Annotated in this window: 13 protein-coding genes; 4 read left to right on the top strand and 9 right to left on the bottom strand. The window is 61.3% G+C overall.

Annotated features, from left to right (window positions below; translation table 11 throughout):
* Both queD and norR read right to left on the bottom strand, forming a co-directional pair.
* Window positions 1-357, bottom strand: coding sequence for a 6-carboxytetrahydropterin synthase QueD (gene queD / locus ACZZ0Q_RS14825; RefSeq protein ID WP_108099920.1), 357 nt, complete (start codon window positions 355-357; stop codon window positions 1-3).
* 104 nt (window positions 358-461) lie between these two features.
* Entirely contained in the window at window positions 462-2,018 is a 1,557-nt protein-coding gene (norR, locus tag ACZZ0Q_RS14820) for a nitric oxide reductase transcriptional regulator NorR (RefSeq protein WP_463541773.1), read from the bottom strand.
* A gap of 143 nt (window positions 2,019-2,161) precedes the next feature.
* Here norR and hmpA point away from each other — a divergent pair, with 143 nt between their 5' ends.
* Entirely contained in the window at window positions 2,162-3,340 is a 1,179-nt protein-coding gene (gene hmpA / locus ACZZ0Q_RS14815; protein WP_463541774.1) for an NO-inducible flavohemoprotein, read from the top strand.
* Window positions 3,341-3,481: 141 nt separating this feature from the next.
* Here the strand turns inward: hmpA and ACZZ0Q_RS14810 are convergent, their stop codons facing one another.
* From ACZZ0Q_RS14810 to nhaB, 6 genes are all read right to left on the bottom strand, one after another.
* A complete protein-coding gene (locus ACZZ0Q_RS14810; protein WP_463541775.1) occupies window positions 3,482-3,838 on the bottom strand; it encodes a YfeK family protein in 357 nt (118 codons plus the stop codon).
* Window positions 3,792-4,619: a hypothetical protein gene (locus ACZZ0Q_RS14805; protein ID WP_463541776.1), complete on the bottom strand. Its 828-nt coding sequence runs from the start codon at window positions 4,617-4,619 to the stop codon at window positions 3,792-3,794. Before ACZZ0Q_RS14805 ends, ACZZ0Q_RS14810 begins: the two co-directional genes overlap by 47 nt.
* 41 nt (window positions 4,620-4,660) lie before the next feature.
* Window positions 4,661-5,740, bottom strand: coding sequence for a patatin-like phospholipase family protein (locus tag ACZZ0Q_RS14800; protein ID WP_463541777.1), 1,080 nt, complete (start codon window positions 5,738-5,740; stop codon window positions 4,661-4,663).
* A gap of 375 nt (window positions 5,741-6,115) precedes the next feature.
* Window positions 6,116-7,396, bottom strand: coding sequence for an OmpP1/FadL family transporter (locus tag ACZZ0Q_RS14795; protein ID WP_463541778.1), 1,281 nt, complete (start codon window positions 7,394-7,396; stop codon window positions 6,116-6,118).
* Between the two features lie 175 nt (window positions 7,397-7,571).
* Window positions 7,572-8,051, bottom strand: a complete 480-nt coding sequence (locus ACZZ0Q_RS14790) for a hypothetical protein (protein WP_463541779.1) — start codon at window positions 8,049-8,051, stop codon at window positions 7,572-7,574.
* A gap of 236 nt (window positions 8,052-8,287) precedes the next feature.
* Window positions 8,288-9,784, bottom strand: a complete 1,497-nt coding sequence (gene nhaB, locus ACZZ0Q_RS14785) for a sodium/proton antiporter NhaB (protein ID WP_463541780.1) — start codon at window positions 9,782-9,784, stop codon at window positions 8,288-8,290.
* A 220-nt stretch (window positions 9,785-10,004) separates the two neighbouring features.
* Between nhaB and ACZZ0Q_RS14780 the strand changes: the two genes are divergently transcribed.
* From ACZZ0Q_RS14780 to nudC, 3 genes are read left to right on the top strand one after another with little or no spacing between them, the layout of a single operon-like run.
* Complete coding sequence (locus tag ACZZ0Q_RS14780; RefSeq protein ID WP_463541781.1) at window positions 10,005-10,817, top strand: crotonase/enoyl-CoA hydratase family protein; 813 nt, start codon at window positions 10,005-10,007, stop codon at window positions 10,815-10,817.
* Between the two features lie 41 nt (window positions 10,818-10,858).
* The gene (locus ACZZ0Q_RS14775) at window positions 10,859-12,535 is read left to right on the top strand and encodes a ferrous iron transporter B (RefSeq protein ID WP_463541782.1); all 1,677 of its coding nucleotides are present in this window, start codon (window positions 10,859-10,861) and stop codon (window positions 12,533-12,535) included.
* Window positions 12,535-13,365 (top strand): NAD(+) diphosphatase, encoded by an 831-nt coding sequence (gene nudC / locus ACZZ0Q_RS14770; RefSeq protein ID WP_463541783.1) that lies wholly within the window; start codon window positions 12,535-12,537, stop codon window positions 13,363-13,365. The genes ACZZ0Q_RS14775 and nudC overlap by 1 nt, the downstream gene beginning before the upstream one ends.
* Here the strand turns inward: nudC and ACZZ0Q_RS14765 are convergent.
* Window positions 13,333-14,112, bottom strand: a complete 780-nt coding sequence (locus tag ACZZ0Q_RS14765) for a TSUP family transporter (RefSeq protein WP_122497150.1) — start codon at window positions 14,110-14,112, stop codon at window positions 13,333-13,335. The genes nudC and ACZZ0Q_RS14765 overlap by 33 nt on opposite strands.
* Between the last annotated feature and the right edge of the window lie 93 nt (window positions 14,113-14,205).

The raw sequence follows: 14,205 nt of genomic DNA, 5'->3' as shown, positions 1-14,205 counted from the left end.
TCAATCGCCGCGGTATTCACACCCGCTGGTGCAGGTTTCGTGAATGCGCACGCGCGACAGCTCGGGCAGCAACGGTTTGAGCTGTTGCCAGATCCATTTGCTGAGCACTTCGCTGGTGGGGTTTTCCAGGCCGGGAATGTCGTTGAGGTAGTTGTGATCCAACTGCTCGTACAGCGGCTTGAAGATCGCTTTGATTTCGGAGAAGTCGCGGATCCAGCCGGTGTAGGGATCAACGTCGCCTTCGATGTAAATGGCAACGCGGAAGGAGTGGCCGTGCAGGCGTCCGCATTTGTGCCCGGCAGGCACGTGAGGCAGACGGTGTGCGGCTTCGAAGATGAATTCTTTAAACAGTTCCACGGCGTAACGCTCTGAGAAAGGGGGCGGCAAAAACAGCCGGCGAGTCTAGCAGTTCGGCCCAGGCTTTACCCATAGCGAGCTTGTCTCGCCGGTCAGGAAGTGCGTTACGCCTTCAGGTTCAGCCGCTTGGCCAGGCGGTTGAGGTTGGCGCGGTCCAGCCCAAGCTCGCGCGCTGCGCTGGCCCAGCTCCCTTGATGACGCTCCAGGCAGGCGCTGATGAGCTGACGTTGATAGTCGTCCAGGTGCTGGCGTAAATCGCCCACTGCGCCCTCAACGGCCGGCACTTCCAGCGTTTGGCTCAGCCCGGCAGGCTGCGCGGCAGGCAGTGCCAGGTCGGCGGCATTCAGGCTGAGAATTCGCGGTCGTTCGCGGCAGGCGGCCAGCGCTTTGAGCGAGGCGCGGCCGATTAGATGCTCCAGCTCGCGCACGTTGCCCGGCCAGTCGTACGCCAGCAATGCCGCTTGCGCATCAGCCGCCAGGCGCAGGCTGCGCAAGCCCAGGCGCGGACGGTTGTCTTCGAGGAAAAACCCGGCGAGCAGCAACACATCGCGGCCCCGTTCGCGCAACGGCGGCACGCGCAGCGGATACACGCTCAGGCGGTGATAGAGGTCGGCGCGGAAACGACCGGCGCGCACCTCTTCGGCCAGGTCGCGATTGGTTGCCGCCAGCACCCGCACATTCACGTGGTGTTCTTTGTCTGACCCCACCCGTTGCAGTTGCCCGCTCTGCAGAACCCGCAGCAATTTAGCCTGGACCGGCAGCGGCAGTTCACCGACTTCATCGAGAAACAACGTGCCGCCATCGGCCAGTTCGAACTTGCCGCGCCGCTCGTTTACCGCGCCGGAGAACGCGCCACGCACGTGGCCGAACAGCTCGCTCTCCACCAGGGTTTCCGGCAGGGCGGCGCAGTTGAGGCTGATCATCGGCGCCTTGGCGCGCGGTGACTGAGCGTGAATGGCCTGGGCCACCAACTCTTTGCCGACACCGGTTTCGCCACTGATCAACACGCTCAGCTCGCTGTTGCCGACCACCGCAATCTCTTCCACCAAACGCTTGTGGGCCGGGCTCTGGCCAATCATTTCCTTGGTCTGCGCCTGGGCCGCCGCCTGTTTGTAGACCTCGGCGAGTTGGTGTTGGTCGTGGGCATCGCGGGCCAGATGGCTGATGCGCTCGCCTGCCTTCACCGTCGCCGCCGCCAGGCTGGAGAAGGCCGCCAAGGTGTTCAGATCGGCAGGGCTAAAGCAGGCCGCGTCCAACGCGTCGAGCGTCAGCACACCCCACGGGCGGTCGTCGAGGTACAGCGAGCAGCCCATGCAATCGTGCACTTCCAAATGGCCCTGCACGCCTTCAACCAAGCCGTCATACGGGTCGGGCAAATCGCTGTCGGCGGCGAAGTGTGTGGGCTCGCGGTTTTCCAGCAGCGCTTTTAAACGCGGGTGCTCCGCCACTTTGAAGCGTCGCCCAAGGGTGTCGGCGCTTAAACCATGAACGGCCAGTGGCACCAACTGCTCGCCTTCCAGGCGCAATAACGCGGTGGCGTCGCAGGGCAGCAGGTCGCGCAGGGCATCCAGTAAACGGCGGTAACGCTCGCCTTCGGGCAGCTCGCGAGACAAGTCGGCCACCAGAGGAAGAAACGCATTGAGCAGTGACGTGGCGGTCATAACGACCCTCTTGGTGTCAAAGTGACGCGTGTCATTACGACTTTTAAATTATGCAAGTAATTGAAAAGTAAGGAACTAATAGTTGGCATGAAACCTGGAATGTCTAGCTGGGAAAAACCCTACCACAGCCAAGGAAAGAACTCATGCTCACTGCCCCGCAAACCGTCTTGATCAAAGCCACCGTGCCGCTGCTCGAATCTGGCGGCGAAGCGCTGACCACGCATTTCTACGACACCATGCTGCGCGACTATCCCCAGGTGCGCCCGCTGTTCAACCAGACGCACCAAGCCAGCGGCGCGCAAGCCCGGGCGTTGGCCAATGCAGTGCTCATGTACGCCAAGTTTATCGACCGCCTGGAAACCTTGGGGCCGCTGGTGGGGCAGATCGTTAATAAACACGTGGCCCTGCAAATTCTGCCCGAGCATTACCCCATCGTCGGCACCTGCCTGCTCAATGCCATTCGTGAAGTGCTGGGTTCGGAAGTGGCGACCGACGAGGTCATCGACGCCTGGGCTGCGGCATATGGCCAATTGTCGAACCTGCTTATGGGCATTGAAGAAAACATGTACAGCGCCAGCGAGCAGGCTGAAGGCGGCTGGCGCGGTGGTCGGCAATTCCGCCTGGCCCGCAAAGAAGTGGAAAGTGAAGAAATCACCTCGTTCTACTGGGTGCCGGCTGACGGTGGCGCGCTCATGAACTTTGCGCCGGGCCAGTACATCGGCCTGCGTCTGGATATCGACGGCGATGACCTGCGCCGCAACTACTCGCTGTCTGCTGCGCCGAACGGCCGCGAGTACCGCATCAGCGTGAAGCGTGAGCCAGGCGGACGCGTGTCGGGTTACCTGCACGACCGCCTGAACGTCGGCGATAGCCTTGAACTATTCCCACCGGCGGGCGCGTTTACCTTGCAAGCCTCCGACAAACCGCTGGCACTGATCACCGCCGGTGTCGGCATCACCCCGGCGCTGGCCATGTTGGAACAGGCGTTGCCCAGTGGCCGCGAGATTCACTTTATCCACTGTGCGCGCCACGGCGGCGTACACGGGTTTCAGGCGTGGCTGGAGACAAAGGCGCAGGACTATCCACAGCTCAAACGCTTCTACTGCTACAGCGAGCCGCGCGAAGAAGACCGGCACATTGAGCAGGGCTTTTTGACCGAAGAACGCTTGGCCCAGTGGCTACCCGAAAGCCGCGACTTCGACGCCTACTTCCTCGGCCCGCAACCGTTTATGGCCCACGTGAACCGCAGCTTGCGCGGTTTGGGTGTGCCGGCGGCGCAGTGTCATTACGAGTTCTTTGGGCCGGCTGGGAAGCTGGAGTAATGCGTTCGGCTTGAACGTCTGGCTTCCCGCCTGCGCGGGAACGACGGAGGCTTTCAAGCTGGCCGCCACGTTGAAAATCCGCCGCCTTCCGCTCCCTCTGCCCGCTTGCGGGAGAGGGCTGGGGAGAGGGTTTTCAGTTAGTCAGGGCTTACGAATCCGCTGCAATTCCCCATTCAACCAATCGGCCGACGGCTGCTGCTGGCCGTTGCAGTCGACGCTGTAGGCCTTGCCGCTGATGCTGCTGCCGGTAGCCGCGCGCTTGATGAAGTCTTCGCTGCTGTCGACCAGGCCTTTGTTTTCCAGGTAGTCGAGCTTTTGTTGCAGGTGCATACGCGCTTCCTTGCCGTCGTAAGCACTGCCGTTGCGGATAAAACTGCAGCCGCTGTTCTCGACGAACACCAGCAATTTGTCTACTTCGCCACGGCTCTGCGCGCTTAGTGCGGCGTGGGTTTCAGTCGCTGCAAGCAGGCAGCAGCTGATGCAGATAATCCGCCACATAGGCGTGAAAGCCACCATCGTTCCAATACTCCATATGACTCAAAGGGGTGTGCCGTTTGTACCAAGGGCCTACGGCCATGGCACGGTCTTCGTACACCACGTCGGCGTAATTCGGCAGCGGACGCAAGGGATAACCCAGTGCATCCGCCGGTGCATAAAGGTTAAGCCAGCGCGCCCGTTCGCGCACGGACGCACTCAGGCAGTTGCCAGGAAAGCGAATCGGCAGCACTGGGTTATAGGCGAAGGTGAACAGCGGAATATTGCAGCCAAAGGTGATCAGCCCGGCCAGGGTTTCCAAGCCCAGGAATGGGTCCAGCGGGCAGCTGGGCGTGGCGTTCAGCTGCTGTTGGTCCCAGGCGTAGTTGGAAAAAATATGCCCGCCCAGCGAGTGCGCCAGCACCACCAGCGGCGTGTCGGCATCCACCTTGGCGCGCAGCGCTTGCAGGCCCTGACGCACCGTTTGGTGCACTTGTTGGTAGGTGGTGTCGTACGCTTCGCTGACCTTGCGGTAGCCGCTGGCATCGCCGAGAAACAGCGTGACCGCCCGGCGCAGCCAGCGCCACGTCACCGGCTCGGCTTTGAGCTTTTCCAGATAGGCAAATTCGCGGTCATCGAGCACGTCGGCCCAGTACAGGCTCTGAAACGCCACCTGTTCTGCCTGCTCGCCCAGGCGCAGGCGCAACTGGCTGATCAGGCCCTGGGCGAATACGTGGTAACCGTCGCTATTGAACTGCGCGGGTTGGGTGCCAATGCCGTGGATGATGGCAACTGCAAGCTTCATGACCGGTCCTTGGTAGTACTCGGAAATTTCCCTGTGTGGTTTTACAGCGCCACCAAGCGCTCGCCAAGCGTGTTGCCATCAACCAGTTCGAGAAACTCGTCGCCCATCCGCCGGCTCGCGTCCATCGCGGTGCGCCAGTAGCGTTCGCGCCCGGCGTCATCGCCCAGAAAGCGGGTGAAGTCTTTGCGATCTGGCAGTTTGCCGAAGGGCAGTTTCGCCAGGTACTCGCGCGAGGGCGCCAGCAGCAACACGTTTTGCAGGCGCACGTTGTCGCCTTTGCGCCACGGCAGACCCTTGTCAAACCAGCCGGGAATGACTTTGTCGGTGAAGTGCGGATAGAGCACCACGTCATCGCCGCTGTAGGGCAGGTCGAGGTGGTAATCGAGCAAACCGCCGTCGCGGTAAGTGCCCGCGCCGGCGCCGGGAATATCGCGCACGCCTTCCATCACCATGGGAATGGAGCCGGAGGCGAGCAGGGCGTGGCGCAAGTTGTTCACGTCCAAGTGCAGCAAGCGCGAGGGGAAATCGCTGAGGGCGCTAAGCGGCGGCTGGTTGCGAGCGTCGTGCAAAATCACCCGCTCGAAATGGCGCGACAGGCGCGGGCGGCCGAGCAGGTTGTTGCCGATTACCGACGACAACCCCAACCCCAGCGCGCCACGGCGGTCATGAGCGAGCAGACCAAGGCTGCGCACCACCATGATGTTCAGGCTGTAGTGGGGATTGTTCAGTACGTGTTCGTCCTGGCCTTCGAGCAAGTCGTCGAGCATGCGCACGCAGCTCTGCGTCACTTGCGCCATGCTCACGCCCTTGGCGAAACGCTGCTGGGTATACAGCTCGCCCAGGCGCTGAATGCCGGCCGCCGCGTCAGGCAGACAAGCACTGGCGAAGCGCCAAGAGCCGATGGAAGCACCGATCAGCGCGCGTTGACGCGGTGCGCGTGGCAGCCAGTCGCCGAACAGCGCCAGGTCCAACCCTTGAATGCCCAACGCCTTCGGACCGCCCGCGGCGCCCGGCAGAATGCCCACGTCAGATGGCGCCAAGCCACGCTCACGAATTCGCGCCAAGGCTTTGCTGCCGGCTTTAAGGGTCAGGGCGGGGGACTTGATTTGGATCGCGCTCATGTAGGCCTCCATCACGCAAGGGCGCGATTATAGAGCGGTGAGCGGTAAGACCAAGGAGGTTTTGTTGTGTGAATGTGGGGGTAAAGCGTGGGGTGTAACAAAACACGTGGTGATCCCGGCCGGCTTCATTCCCGCGAAAGCCGCGGTTCGACGACTCGGAACTCGAATGATCAGAGGTAAGCACTTGCCTGCAAAATTCTGGATCCCCGCGTGCGCGAGGATGACGGAGGTTGGAAGAAGAGCACCGTCATCCTCATGAGCGAGGTAGTCCGACGATTCGGGGTCCAGCGTGCATCAAGTGACGCATCTCTTTGCTAGATCCTGAGTCGTTGCACCGCCGTGCTCGCGAGGATGACGGCGGCTTACGACCAACAATCAGAAGCGGTACGAAACCTGAGTACCGAAACCGTGCGCGCTGTTTTCGTAGGTGGCGCGGTACGAGCCTTTGGTGCCTTCGGTATCGAGTTGGTTGACCTTGGTGTCTTCTTCCCACAGGTACGAGTAGGCCAGGTCCACGGTCAGGTCCTGAGTCGGATTCCAACCTACGCCGAAGCTCACGGCAGTCCGGTCGCCGGTAGGAATGCGCGGCGAACGATCGGCGTTGTTGGTTGGGCTTTGGTCGAAGGCCAGACCGGCGCGCACTGTCCACTGTGGGTTCAGCTTGTAGGCGGTGCCTACTGCGTAACCCCACGTGTCATGCCAGTTTTGTTCTTCGGTGATGCTCGACAGGCTGGCCGAAGCTGGGCCTCGTACGCCGTCGTTTTCTACGGTGATTTCTTTCAGGCGGCTCCAGCGAGTCCAGGTGCTGCCGGCGTACAGAGTCCAGGCGTCGTTGACGTCATGGGTGATCGACGCATCAACGGATTCAGGCGTGGTCAGGTCCAGCGAAGCATCGTACTTACCGTACGCGCCTATCGAGGCGTAGATCGGGTTGCTGCCGGAAACCGTGGTGTCGCCGTCCAGCTTGTATTTGACCTTGGAGTGGTACGTCACGCCGGCCCGGGTTTGCGGGGTGAATTCGTACAGAACGCCGACGTTGTAGCCGATAGCGGTGTCGTCGCCTTTGATTTTCACGCGGCTCTCTGCCGGAGCAAGCGGACTCGGGCTGCCGAGCGCGCTCTCCAACTTGCCATCGATGCGGTTGATGGTCGGGCCAAAACCCACCGACAACTCGTCGTTCACACGGAAGCTTACGGTCGGCTGCACGGTGACCACTTTCACTTCGCTGTAGTCGCCGAACTTACGGCCCTGGAAGTCACCTTCGTAGTCGGTGATCAAGCCGAACGGGGCGTACACGCCTACGCCAAATGCCCATTGCTCATTTACCGGGTTCACGTAGTAGCCCATGGGCACGGCAGTGAACGGCACCATGTCGCCGTCGTTGCTGCCGGAGGTGGAGCCGCTGGCGTGCTTGATGTCGGTTTTGGCCGAGATGGCCGCCGCACCAACGCTGACTTCCTGGCGCTTGAGGCGCGACATGCCGGCAGGGTTGCCGAACAGGGTGGTCGCATCTTCAGCCGAGGAGGAGCGCCCGGCGAAGGAAGAACCCATGCCGCTGACGCTTTGTTCGTTAAGGGCAAAACCGCCAGCCAGGGAGTAGCTGGAAGCGGCAGAAATAGTCAGGGCTAGGGTGGTCTTGAACCAGGCGTGTTTCATGGAATAGTCCTGTTGTAATTGTGTACGGGTGGCGGAAATTATCAGGATTCATATTTCCTGGCCAGTCGCTCAAGATCGCAAATTTTCCCGTAATTGTCCTACAACTCAGGGCATTGTGATGGCAACGTCGGCAATCTTGTACGAGCGTACTTTTGCCGTTTTGTTCCAGCTGTTTTTACGCCGCCTGGCGGGCTTTGCCGACGTAGTGATGCCACGCGCGGCTGAAATCACGCTCGCGGCCCTCCGGTTGAAACACCTGCCGCCACACGCGCGCCATGCCCATTATGTCGTCTCCCTCAGGCAGGCCGGGGCTTTGCGCCTCGACCATAAGCCAGGCGATGGCGGTGGCGTAACGCAGGTTCACCGTCAATTCCAAGTGGGGCGCGGCGAGAAAGGCGTGCTGGCTGGCTAATCCGCGAACGCGGCTGGCCAGTTCTGGATCGAGTGCAAGGTGGTGGTCCCAGAGCGTTTGGTGACGCAAATCGGCGATTCGGTACAGGCCGTGACCGTGCGGATCATCCAGCGCCGAACCGAGGGCCGACTGACAAGCGGCGGTGCACAGCAGAAAGGATTCGGCGCACGGGCTGTGCCGATCCAGGTAGAGGAGGGTAGGGCGGATAACGTGTTGGCATAAATCACTGGCGGCAATGCCCATGGCAACCTCGAAGAAAGGTGACCGGTGAGACCTTGGCGCCTGGCAGCGGTGTTGAAACGATTTTTCGAAAAGGCCCCACCGGGAGCGGGGTTAGCCGCTCCTGTTGAAGCATAGTCAGACCATTACGCTGTAAAGGGCTGTTTTTAAATCATTTACGCACCAGCTGCGGCGCGTATATGCCTCAGGGTGATTAAAAGCCGCTTGTACGCGTGATTTTCGCCAAGAACCCGTTGGGCTTACAACCAGTGCGCCACCGCCCACCAGCCCAGCAGGCTCATGACGATGGTGTACGGCAACGCCATCCACGTCATGCGGCCGTACGACAACCGCACTAACGGCGCCAACGACGAGGTCAGTAGAAACAGGAACGCCGCCTGGCCATTAGGCGTGGCCACGCTCGGCAGGTTGGTGCCGGTGTTAATCGCCACGGCCAGCGCTTCGAAATGCTCGCGGCTCATGTTGCCGGCGGCGAATTCGCGTTTCACCTCGGTGATATAGATGGTGGCCACAAACACGTTGTCGCTGATGGCCGACAGCAAGCCGTTGGCAATAAACAGCATGGTCGGCTGCTGCTCGGACGGCAGCGCCAGCACGGCCTGGATAATGGGCGTGAACAGCTGCTGTTCATGAATCACCGCCACCACGGCAAAAAACACCACGAGCAAGGCAGTGAAGGGCAGCGCGTCTTTGAAGGCGTTGCCGATGCGGTGCTCGTCGGTGATGCCGCTGAATGCGGTAATCAGCACGATGACCAGCAAACCGATCAAGCCCACTTCCGCCACGTGGAAGGCCAGGCAGCCGATCAGAATCAACGCCGCCAGACCCTGCACGATCAAGCTCGCCGTGTCTGCCTGGGTGCGATGTTTCGATTCGCGGGCGGCATGGTCGGCCAATACGTTGCGCACTGATTCCGGCAACTCGGTGCCGTAACCGAACCAGCGCAGCTTCTCCAGCAATACGCAGGTCACCAAACCCGCCACCAGCACGGGCAGCGACACGGGCGCCACCTTTAAGAAGAAGGTGATGAAGTCCCAGCCCACTTCATGGCCGATCAGCAGGTTTTGCGGTTCACCCACTAGCGTGCACACGCCGCCGAGCGCGGTGCCGACCGCGCCATGCATCAGCAAGCTGCGCAAGAAAGCGCGGAATTGGTTGAGGTCGTGGCGTTTCTGTTCGTCCACATCGCTGTCTTCGCCTTCGTCGCACTGCGGGGTCTGGCAAGAGGCGAAGCGGTGGAACACTTGATAGAAACCCAGGCAAACGGTGATGACCACGGCGATCACGGTCAGGGCGTCGAGAAATGCCGAGAGGAACGCGGCCATCAGGCAGAACGTCAGCCCCAGCAACGCCTTGGACTTGACCCCCAGCAGCAGCTTGGAGAACACCAGCAGCAACAGGTCTTTCATAAAGTAGATGCCGGCGACCATAAACATCAGCAGCAAAATCACCGGGAAGTTATGCGCCAGCTCGTCGTACAGCGCCTGCGGTCCGGCCATGTGCAGCAGCAGCGCTTCGATCACCAGCAAACCGCCGGGTTGCAGCGGGTAGCACTTGAGCGCCATGCCCAGGGTGAAAATGAATTCAGCCACCAGCATCCAGCCTGCCACCATCGGCCCGAGCGTCCAGAGTGCCAGCGGGTTGAGGATCAGAAAGGCGAGAATGCAGAGCTTGTACCAGCGTGGCGAGTGGCCCAGAAAGTTGCGCGCGAAGGCGGGGGCGAGCGAGGTTGGCATTGCGGGCGGACCTTATTCGAATGTGGGTTTGAGGCGCTGGCAAGATACCAGACAGATCAAGCGCTTAAAGCCTTTAGTCGAGCAGCGGTGTGAAGACTGGCAGCGTGGTCTGCGTCACACCGTCGGCATCGACTTTTATGACGTGCTTGTTATAGTTGCGCGGTTTTATCCACAACAACATTCTATGCGCGCACGTGCAGCAGAAATGAGGAAGGCCAAGATGTCCGCCTACAAAGCGTTCCGTGTAGAACTGGCCGACAAGATCGCCCATGTGGTGATCAACCGCCCAGAAAAGGTCAACGCCATGAGCGCGGACTTCTGGACCGAAATCGTGGAAATCTTCAATTGGATCGACACCACCGACGACGTTCGCGTGGTGGTGATCTCCGGCGCGGGAAAACACTTCTCCTCCGGTATCGACCTGATGATGCTGGCGCAAGTCGGCAGCCAGCTCGGTAAAGACCCTGGCCGCAACGCCGAAGTGCTGCGGCGCAAAATTCTCGAATTACAAAGCTCGTTCAACGCCGTCGACGCCTGCCGCAAGCCAGTGCTGGCGGCCATTCAGGGCTACTGCCTGGGCGGCGCCATCGACCTGATCAGCGCCTGCGACATGCGCTACTCGACGCTGAACGCGCAATTCTCGATCAAAGAAATCGACATGGGCATGGCCGCTGACGTCGGCACCCTGCAACGTCTGCCGCGCATCATTGGCGACGGCATGATGCGTGAGCTGGCATTTACCGGCCGCACCATCGGCGGCGAAGAAGCGCGCAGCATCGGCCTGGTCAATCGCACGTTTGTAGATGAAGCGGCGTTGCTCGACGGTGTGTTCGGCATCGCCCGGGAAATCGCCAGCAAATCGCCAATTGCCATTCGTGGCACGAAAAAAATGATCGGCTACATGCGTGATCACCGCGTGGACGACGGCCTGGAATACGTCGCCACCTGGAACGCCACCATGTTGCAATCTGCCGATCTGCGCGTGGCCATGGCCGCGCACATGAGCAAGCAAAAGCCTGAATTCGCAGACTGATGCGCGCGTATTTCTCACTGGCGCGGGAGGCGCTGTAGGCCATGGTTTCTGGAGCCACATCCCTGAGTTTGGTGCGCGACGAGCTGTTCGCCACCATGGAAGAGGCGGAACTGAGCCTTGAGCAGTTTATTGCCGAGCGCAACAACGGCAGCCTGCTGCAACAAGCGGTGGAATACCTGCAGCAAATTCGCGGCACGCTCAATCTGATCGAGCTGGCCGGTGCCGAATTGCTGGCCCAGGAAGTGCTGGAACAAGCCACCGACATTCCCGAAGGCGCCGGTGAAGAGCGCGACGTGCAGCTGTCGGCGTTGAACAATGCCTTGCACGTGCTGCGCCGCTACCTCGAAAACGTCGAGATGCATCGCCAGGAACTGCCGGAGCTGCTGCTGCCCGCCATCAACGACCTGCGCGCTGCCGGTTCGCAACCACCGCTGCCGGAAAGCTTTTTCTTCAGCGCCCGTCTGGACCAAACCCGTCCGCAAACCGGTACGCCGGTGGACGTAGCCGCCCACGCCGATGACCTGCGCCGCCTGCGTCATATGTACCAGGTGGGGCTGCTCGGCTTTATCCGTGAAGAAAGCCCGCAAGCCGGCTTGAAGCTGATGGGCCGCGCCTTGAGCCGTCTCGACAGCCTGTTCGCCAGTCAGCCGCGTGGCCGCCTGTGCTGGATCGGCGCCGCCGCGCTGGAGGCCCAAGTGGACGGCCAATTGCTGCCGCGTAAAGCGCGCAAGCAACTGTTCGCCCGCATTGACCGCGAGCTCAAGCAACTGCTCGGCAATGCCAGCTACGAAGCGCCGCGCAATCTGCTCAAAGAATTGCTGTATTTGGTCGCGCTGGCCGACAGCCATGGGCCGCAAGCGTCTCAGGTGCGAGAAGTGTTCGGCCTGCTGCCGCTGCCCTTTACCGATCAGTTGCTGGAAGAAGAATCGCAACTGCTGGCAGGCCCCGGCCGTTCGGTAATGCGCTCGTTGTCGTCGGCCATTCGTGAAGAACTGGCCAGTGTGAAAGACCTGCTCGACCTGATCGAGCGCGGCACCGTCGACAGCGAACGCCTCACCACCTTGCACGGCCTGCTCGGCAAGTTGGCAAAAACCCTCGGCATGGTGGGCCTCAGCTCGGCGGGTGCGACCCTGCAGAATCAATTGCAGGTCGTGGCCGGCTGGAACGACGCGGAACCGATTGAAGTGCCGGCGTTGCACAAACTTGCCGACGCCGTGCTGTATGTCGAAAGCATGGTCGCCAGCCTGGAAAGCGGCGAGCGCCGTGATGCGCGACCGCAAGAAGCGCAGCCGGGCGATGAAGCCACCTCGTTTGCGCAGCACCAATTGAACGAAGCGCGAATTGTAGTGGTCGATGAATCACAGGCGGGCTTGGTCATGGCCAAGCGCGCGATTACCTCGTACCTCGAATCCAACGGCGACAAGCTGCACCTGGCCAACGTGCCGTTCAGCTTGCAGGCAGTGCGCGGCGGCTTGTGGTTCCTCAATCAGGAACGCGCGGCCCTGCTGGTGGGCGCCTGCGCCGATTACATTCAGACGCAGATGTTGGAGAGCGCGCAAATGCCATCTGAACAAATGCTTGAAACCTTGGCCGATGCCCTGACCAGCCTTGAGTACTACCTGGAAGGCGGCGCCGTGCTGCGGCCTGAAACCGTGCCGAGCGTGCTCGACCTGGCCGCCGAAAGCGTGCGTGCCCTGGGTCTGCAGGTGGCCGCGTAATGAGCAAAAGCTGGGAGCCTGCGGTACTTGATATCAGCCAGAGCGGCGGCTGGGCACTGGCGCATTTTCGCCAGGGTTTTCTCGCCGACAGCAACGGTGTGCTGTTTCCCCGCGATTGGCTGAAGCGCCAGGACCTACCCGCCTTCGAAGAGCACGGCCTTGGCCATTTCGATGGCGATGCCGTCTACCTGCTGGACTTCGCCCACGCTCCCGAACTGCCCGGCTGCACCTTGCAGAGCTTGCGGCAGTTCATGATGCAGAGCGATGCCGACACCTTCCGCCTGCTAGGCTTCGCCGCGCAGATTGCTACCTGGGCCGACAACTACCGCTTCTGCGGCAGCTGCGGCACGCGCATGCAGCGCTCGCTCACCGACCGTTCCTCAACCTGCCCCAATTGCCAAGTGGCGCATTACCCGCGCCTGTCGCCGAGCATGATCGTGCTGGTCACCCGCGGTGATGAAATTCTGCTGGCCCGCTCGCCGCGTTATGTGCCGGGCATGTACAGCACGCTGGCCGGTTTCGTTGAGCCGGGTGAGTCGGTAGAAGCCTGCGTGGCGCGCGAAGTGCGCGAAGAAGTGGGTATTGAAATTCAGAACATTCAATACCTGGGCAGCCAGAGCTGGCCGTTCCCGCACTCGCTGATGTTCGGCTACCACGCCGAATACGCCAGCGGCGATATCGTCATGCAGGAAGAGGAAATCGAAGACGCGCAGTGGTTCAAGATCGACAACCTGCCACCGCTGCCGGCATCCCGCTCAATTGCCCGTTACTTGATCGATGTGTACCTGGCGCGCCGCTCAGGCCTGCCCGAACCAGTGCTGCCAAACTAGCCGCGCGGTCAACGCCAACACCACCAAGATGAACACTGGGCGGATAAATTTCGAGCCGCCCGAAATCGCCGTGCGCGCCCCCAGAAACGCACCGGCCATCAGCGCCACGCCCATGCTCAAACCGAGCACCCACGCTACTTGCCCGCCGATGATAAACACCACCAGCGCGGTGATATTGCTGACGAAGTTCATAGTCCGCGCCACGCCGCTGGCGCGCAGCAGATCGAGCGGGTAGAGCAGCAGCGTGCTCACTGTCCAGAACGCCCCCGTGCCTGGGCCGGCCACGCCGTCATAGAAGCCCAGCGTAAAGCCTTGCGGCCATTGGCGGCGGCGCGCGATAGGCGCGTCGCTGTTCACCGGTGCGGTAGGCGTGCGGCTGAACAGCAGGTACAAACCGCAGGCGAACACCACCACCGGCAGCATTTGCATCAGCCATTCGGCTGGCAACCAGTGGGCGACGATGGCGCCCAGCGTTGAGCCGATGGCAGTGGCGATCAGCGCGAAGCGCCAGGCGCTGGGGTCGAACAATTTGCGTCGGTAAAAGGTCAGGCTGGCGGTCGCCGAACCGAAGGTTGCGCAAAGTTTGCTGGTGCCCAGCGCCAGGTGTGGCGGCACGCCTGCAGTGAGCAGTGCGGGCATGGTCAGCAGGCCGCCGCCGCCGGCTATGGCGTCGATAAAACCAGCGAGAAAGGCGACGCCCGCGAGAATGGCGAGGGTGGTTGGGTCTACAAGCAGTTCGAAGGGCATAAAAAGGTCGACTGGTGTCAGTTGCGCCGAATGCCGGCTGGCCGTGGCGGGGGAGGCTGCGCATAATGCCGCCTATTTGCCGCAGAAGGAATT

This window comes from Pseudomonas sp. AC070 (assembly GCF_979258635.1).
This window is presented reverse-complemented; position numbering and strand designations above follow the sequence as displayed.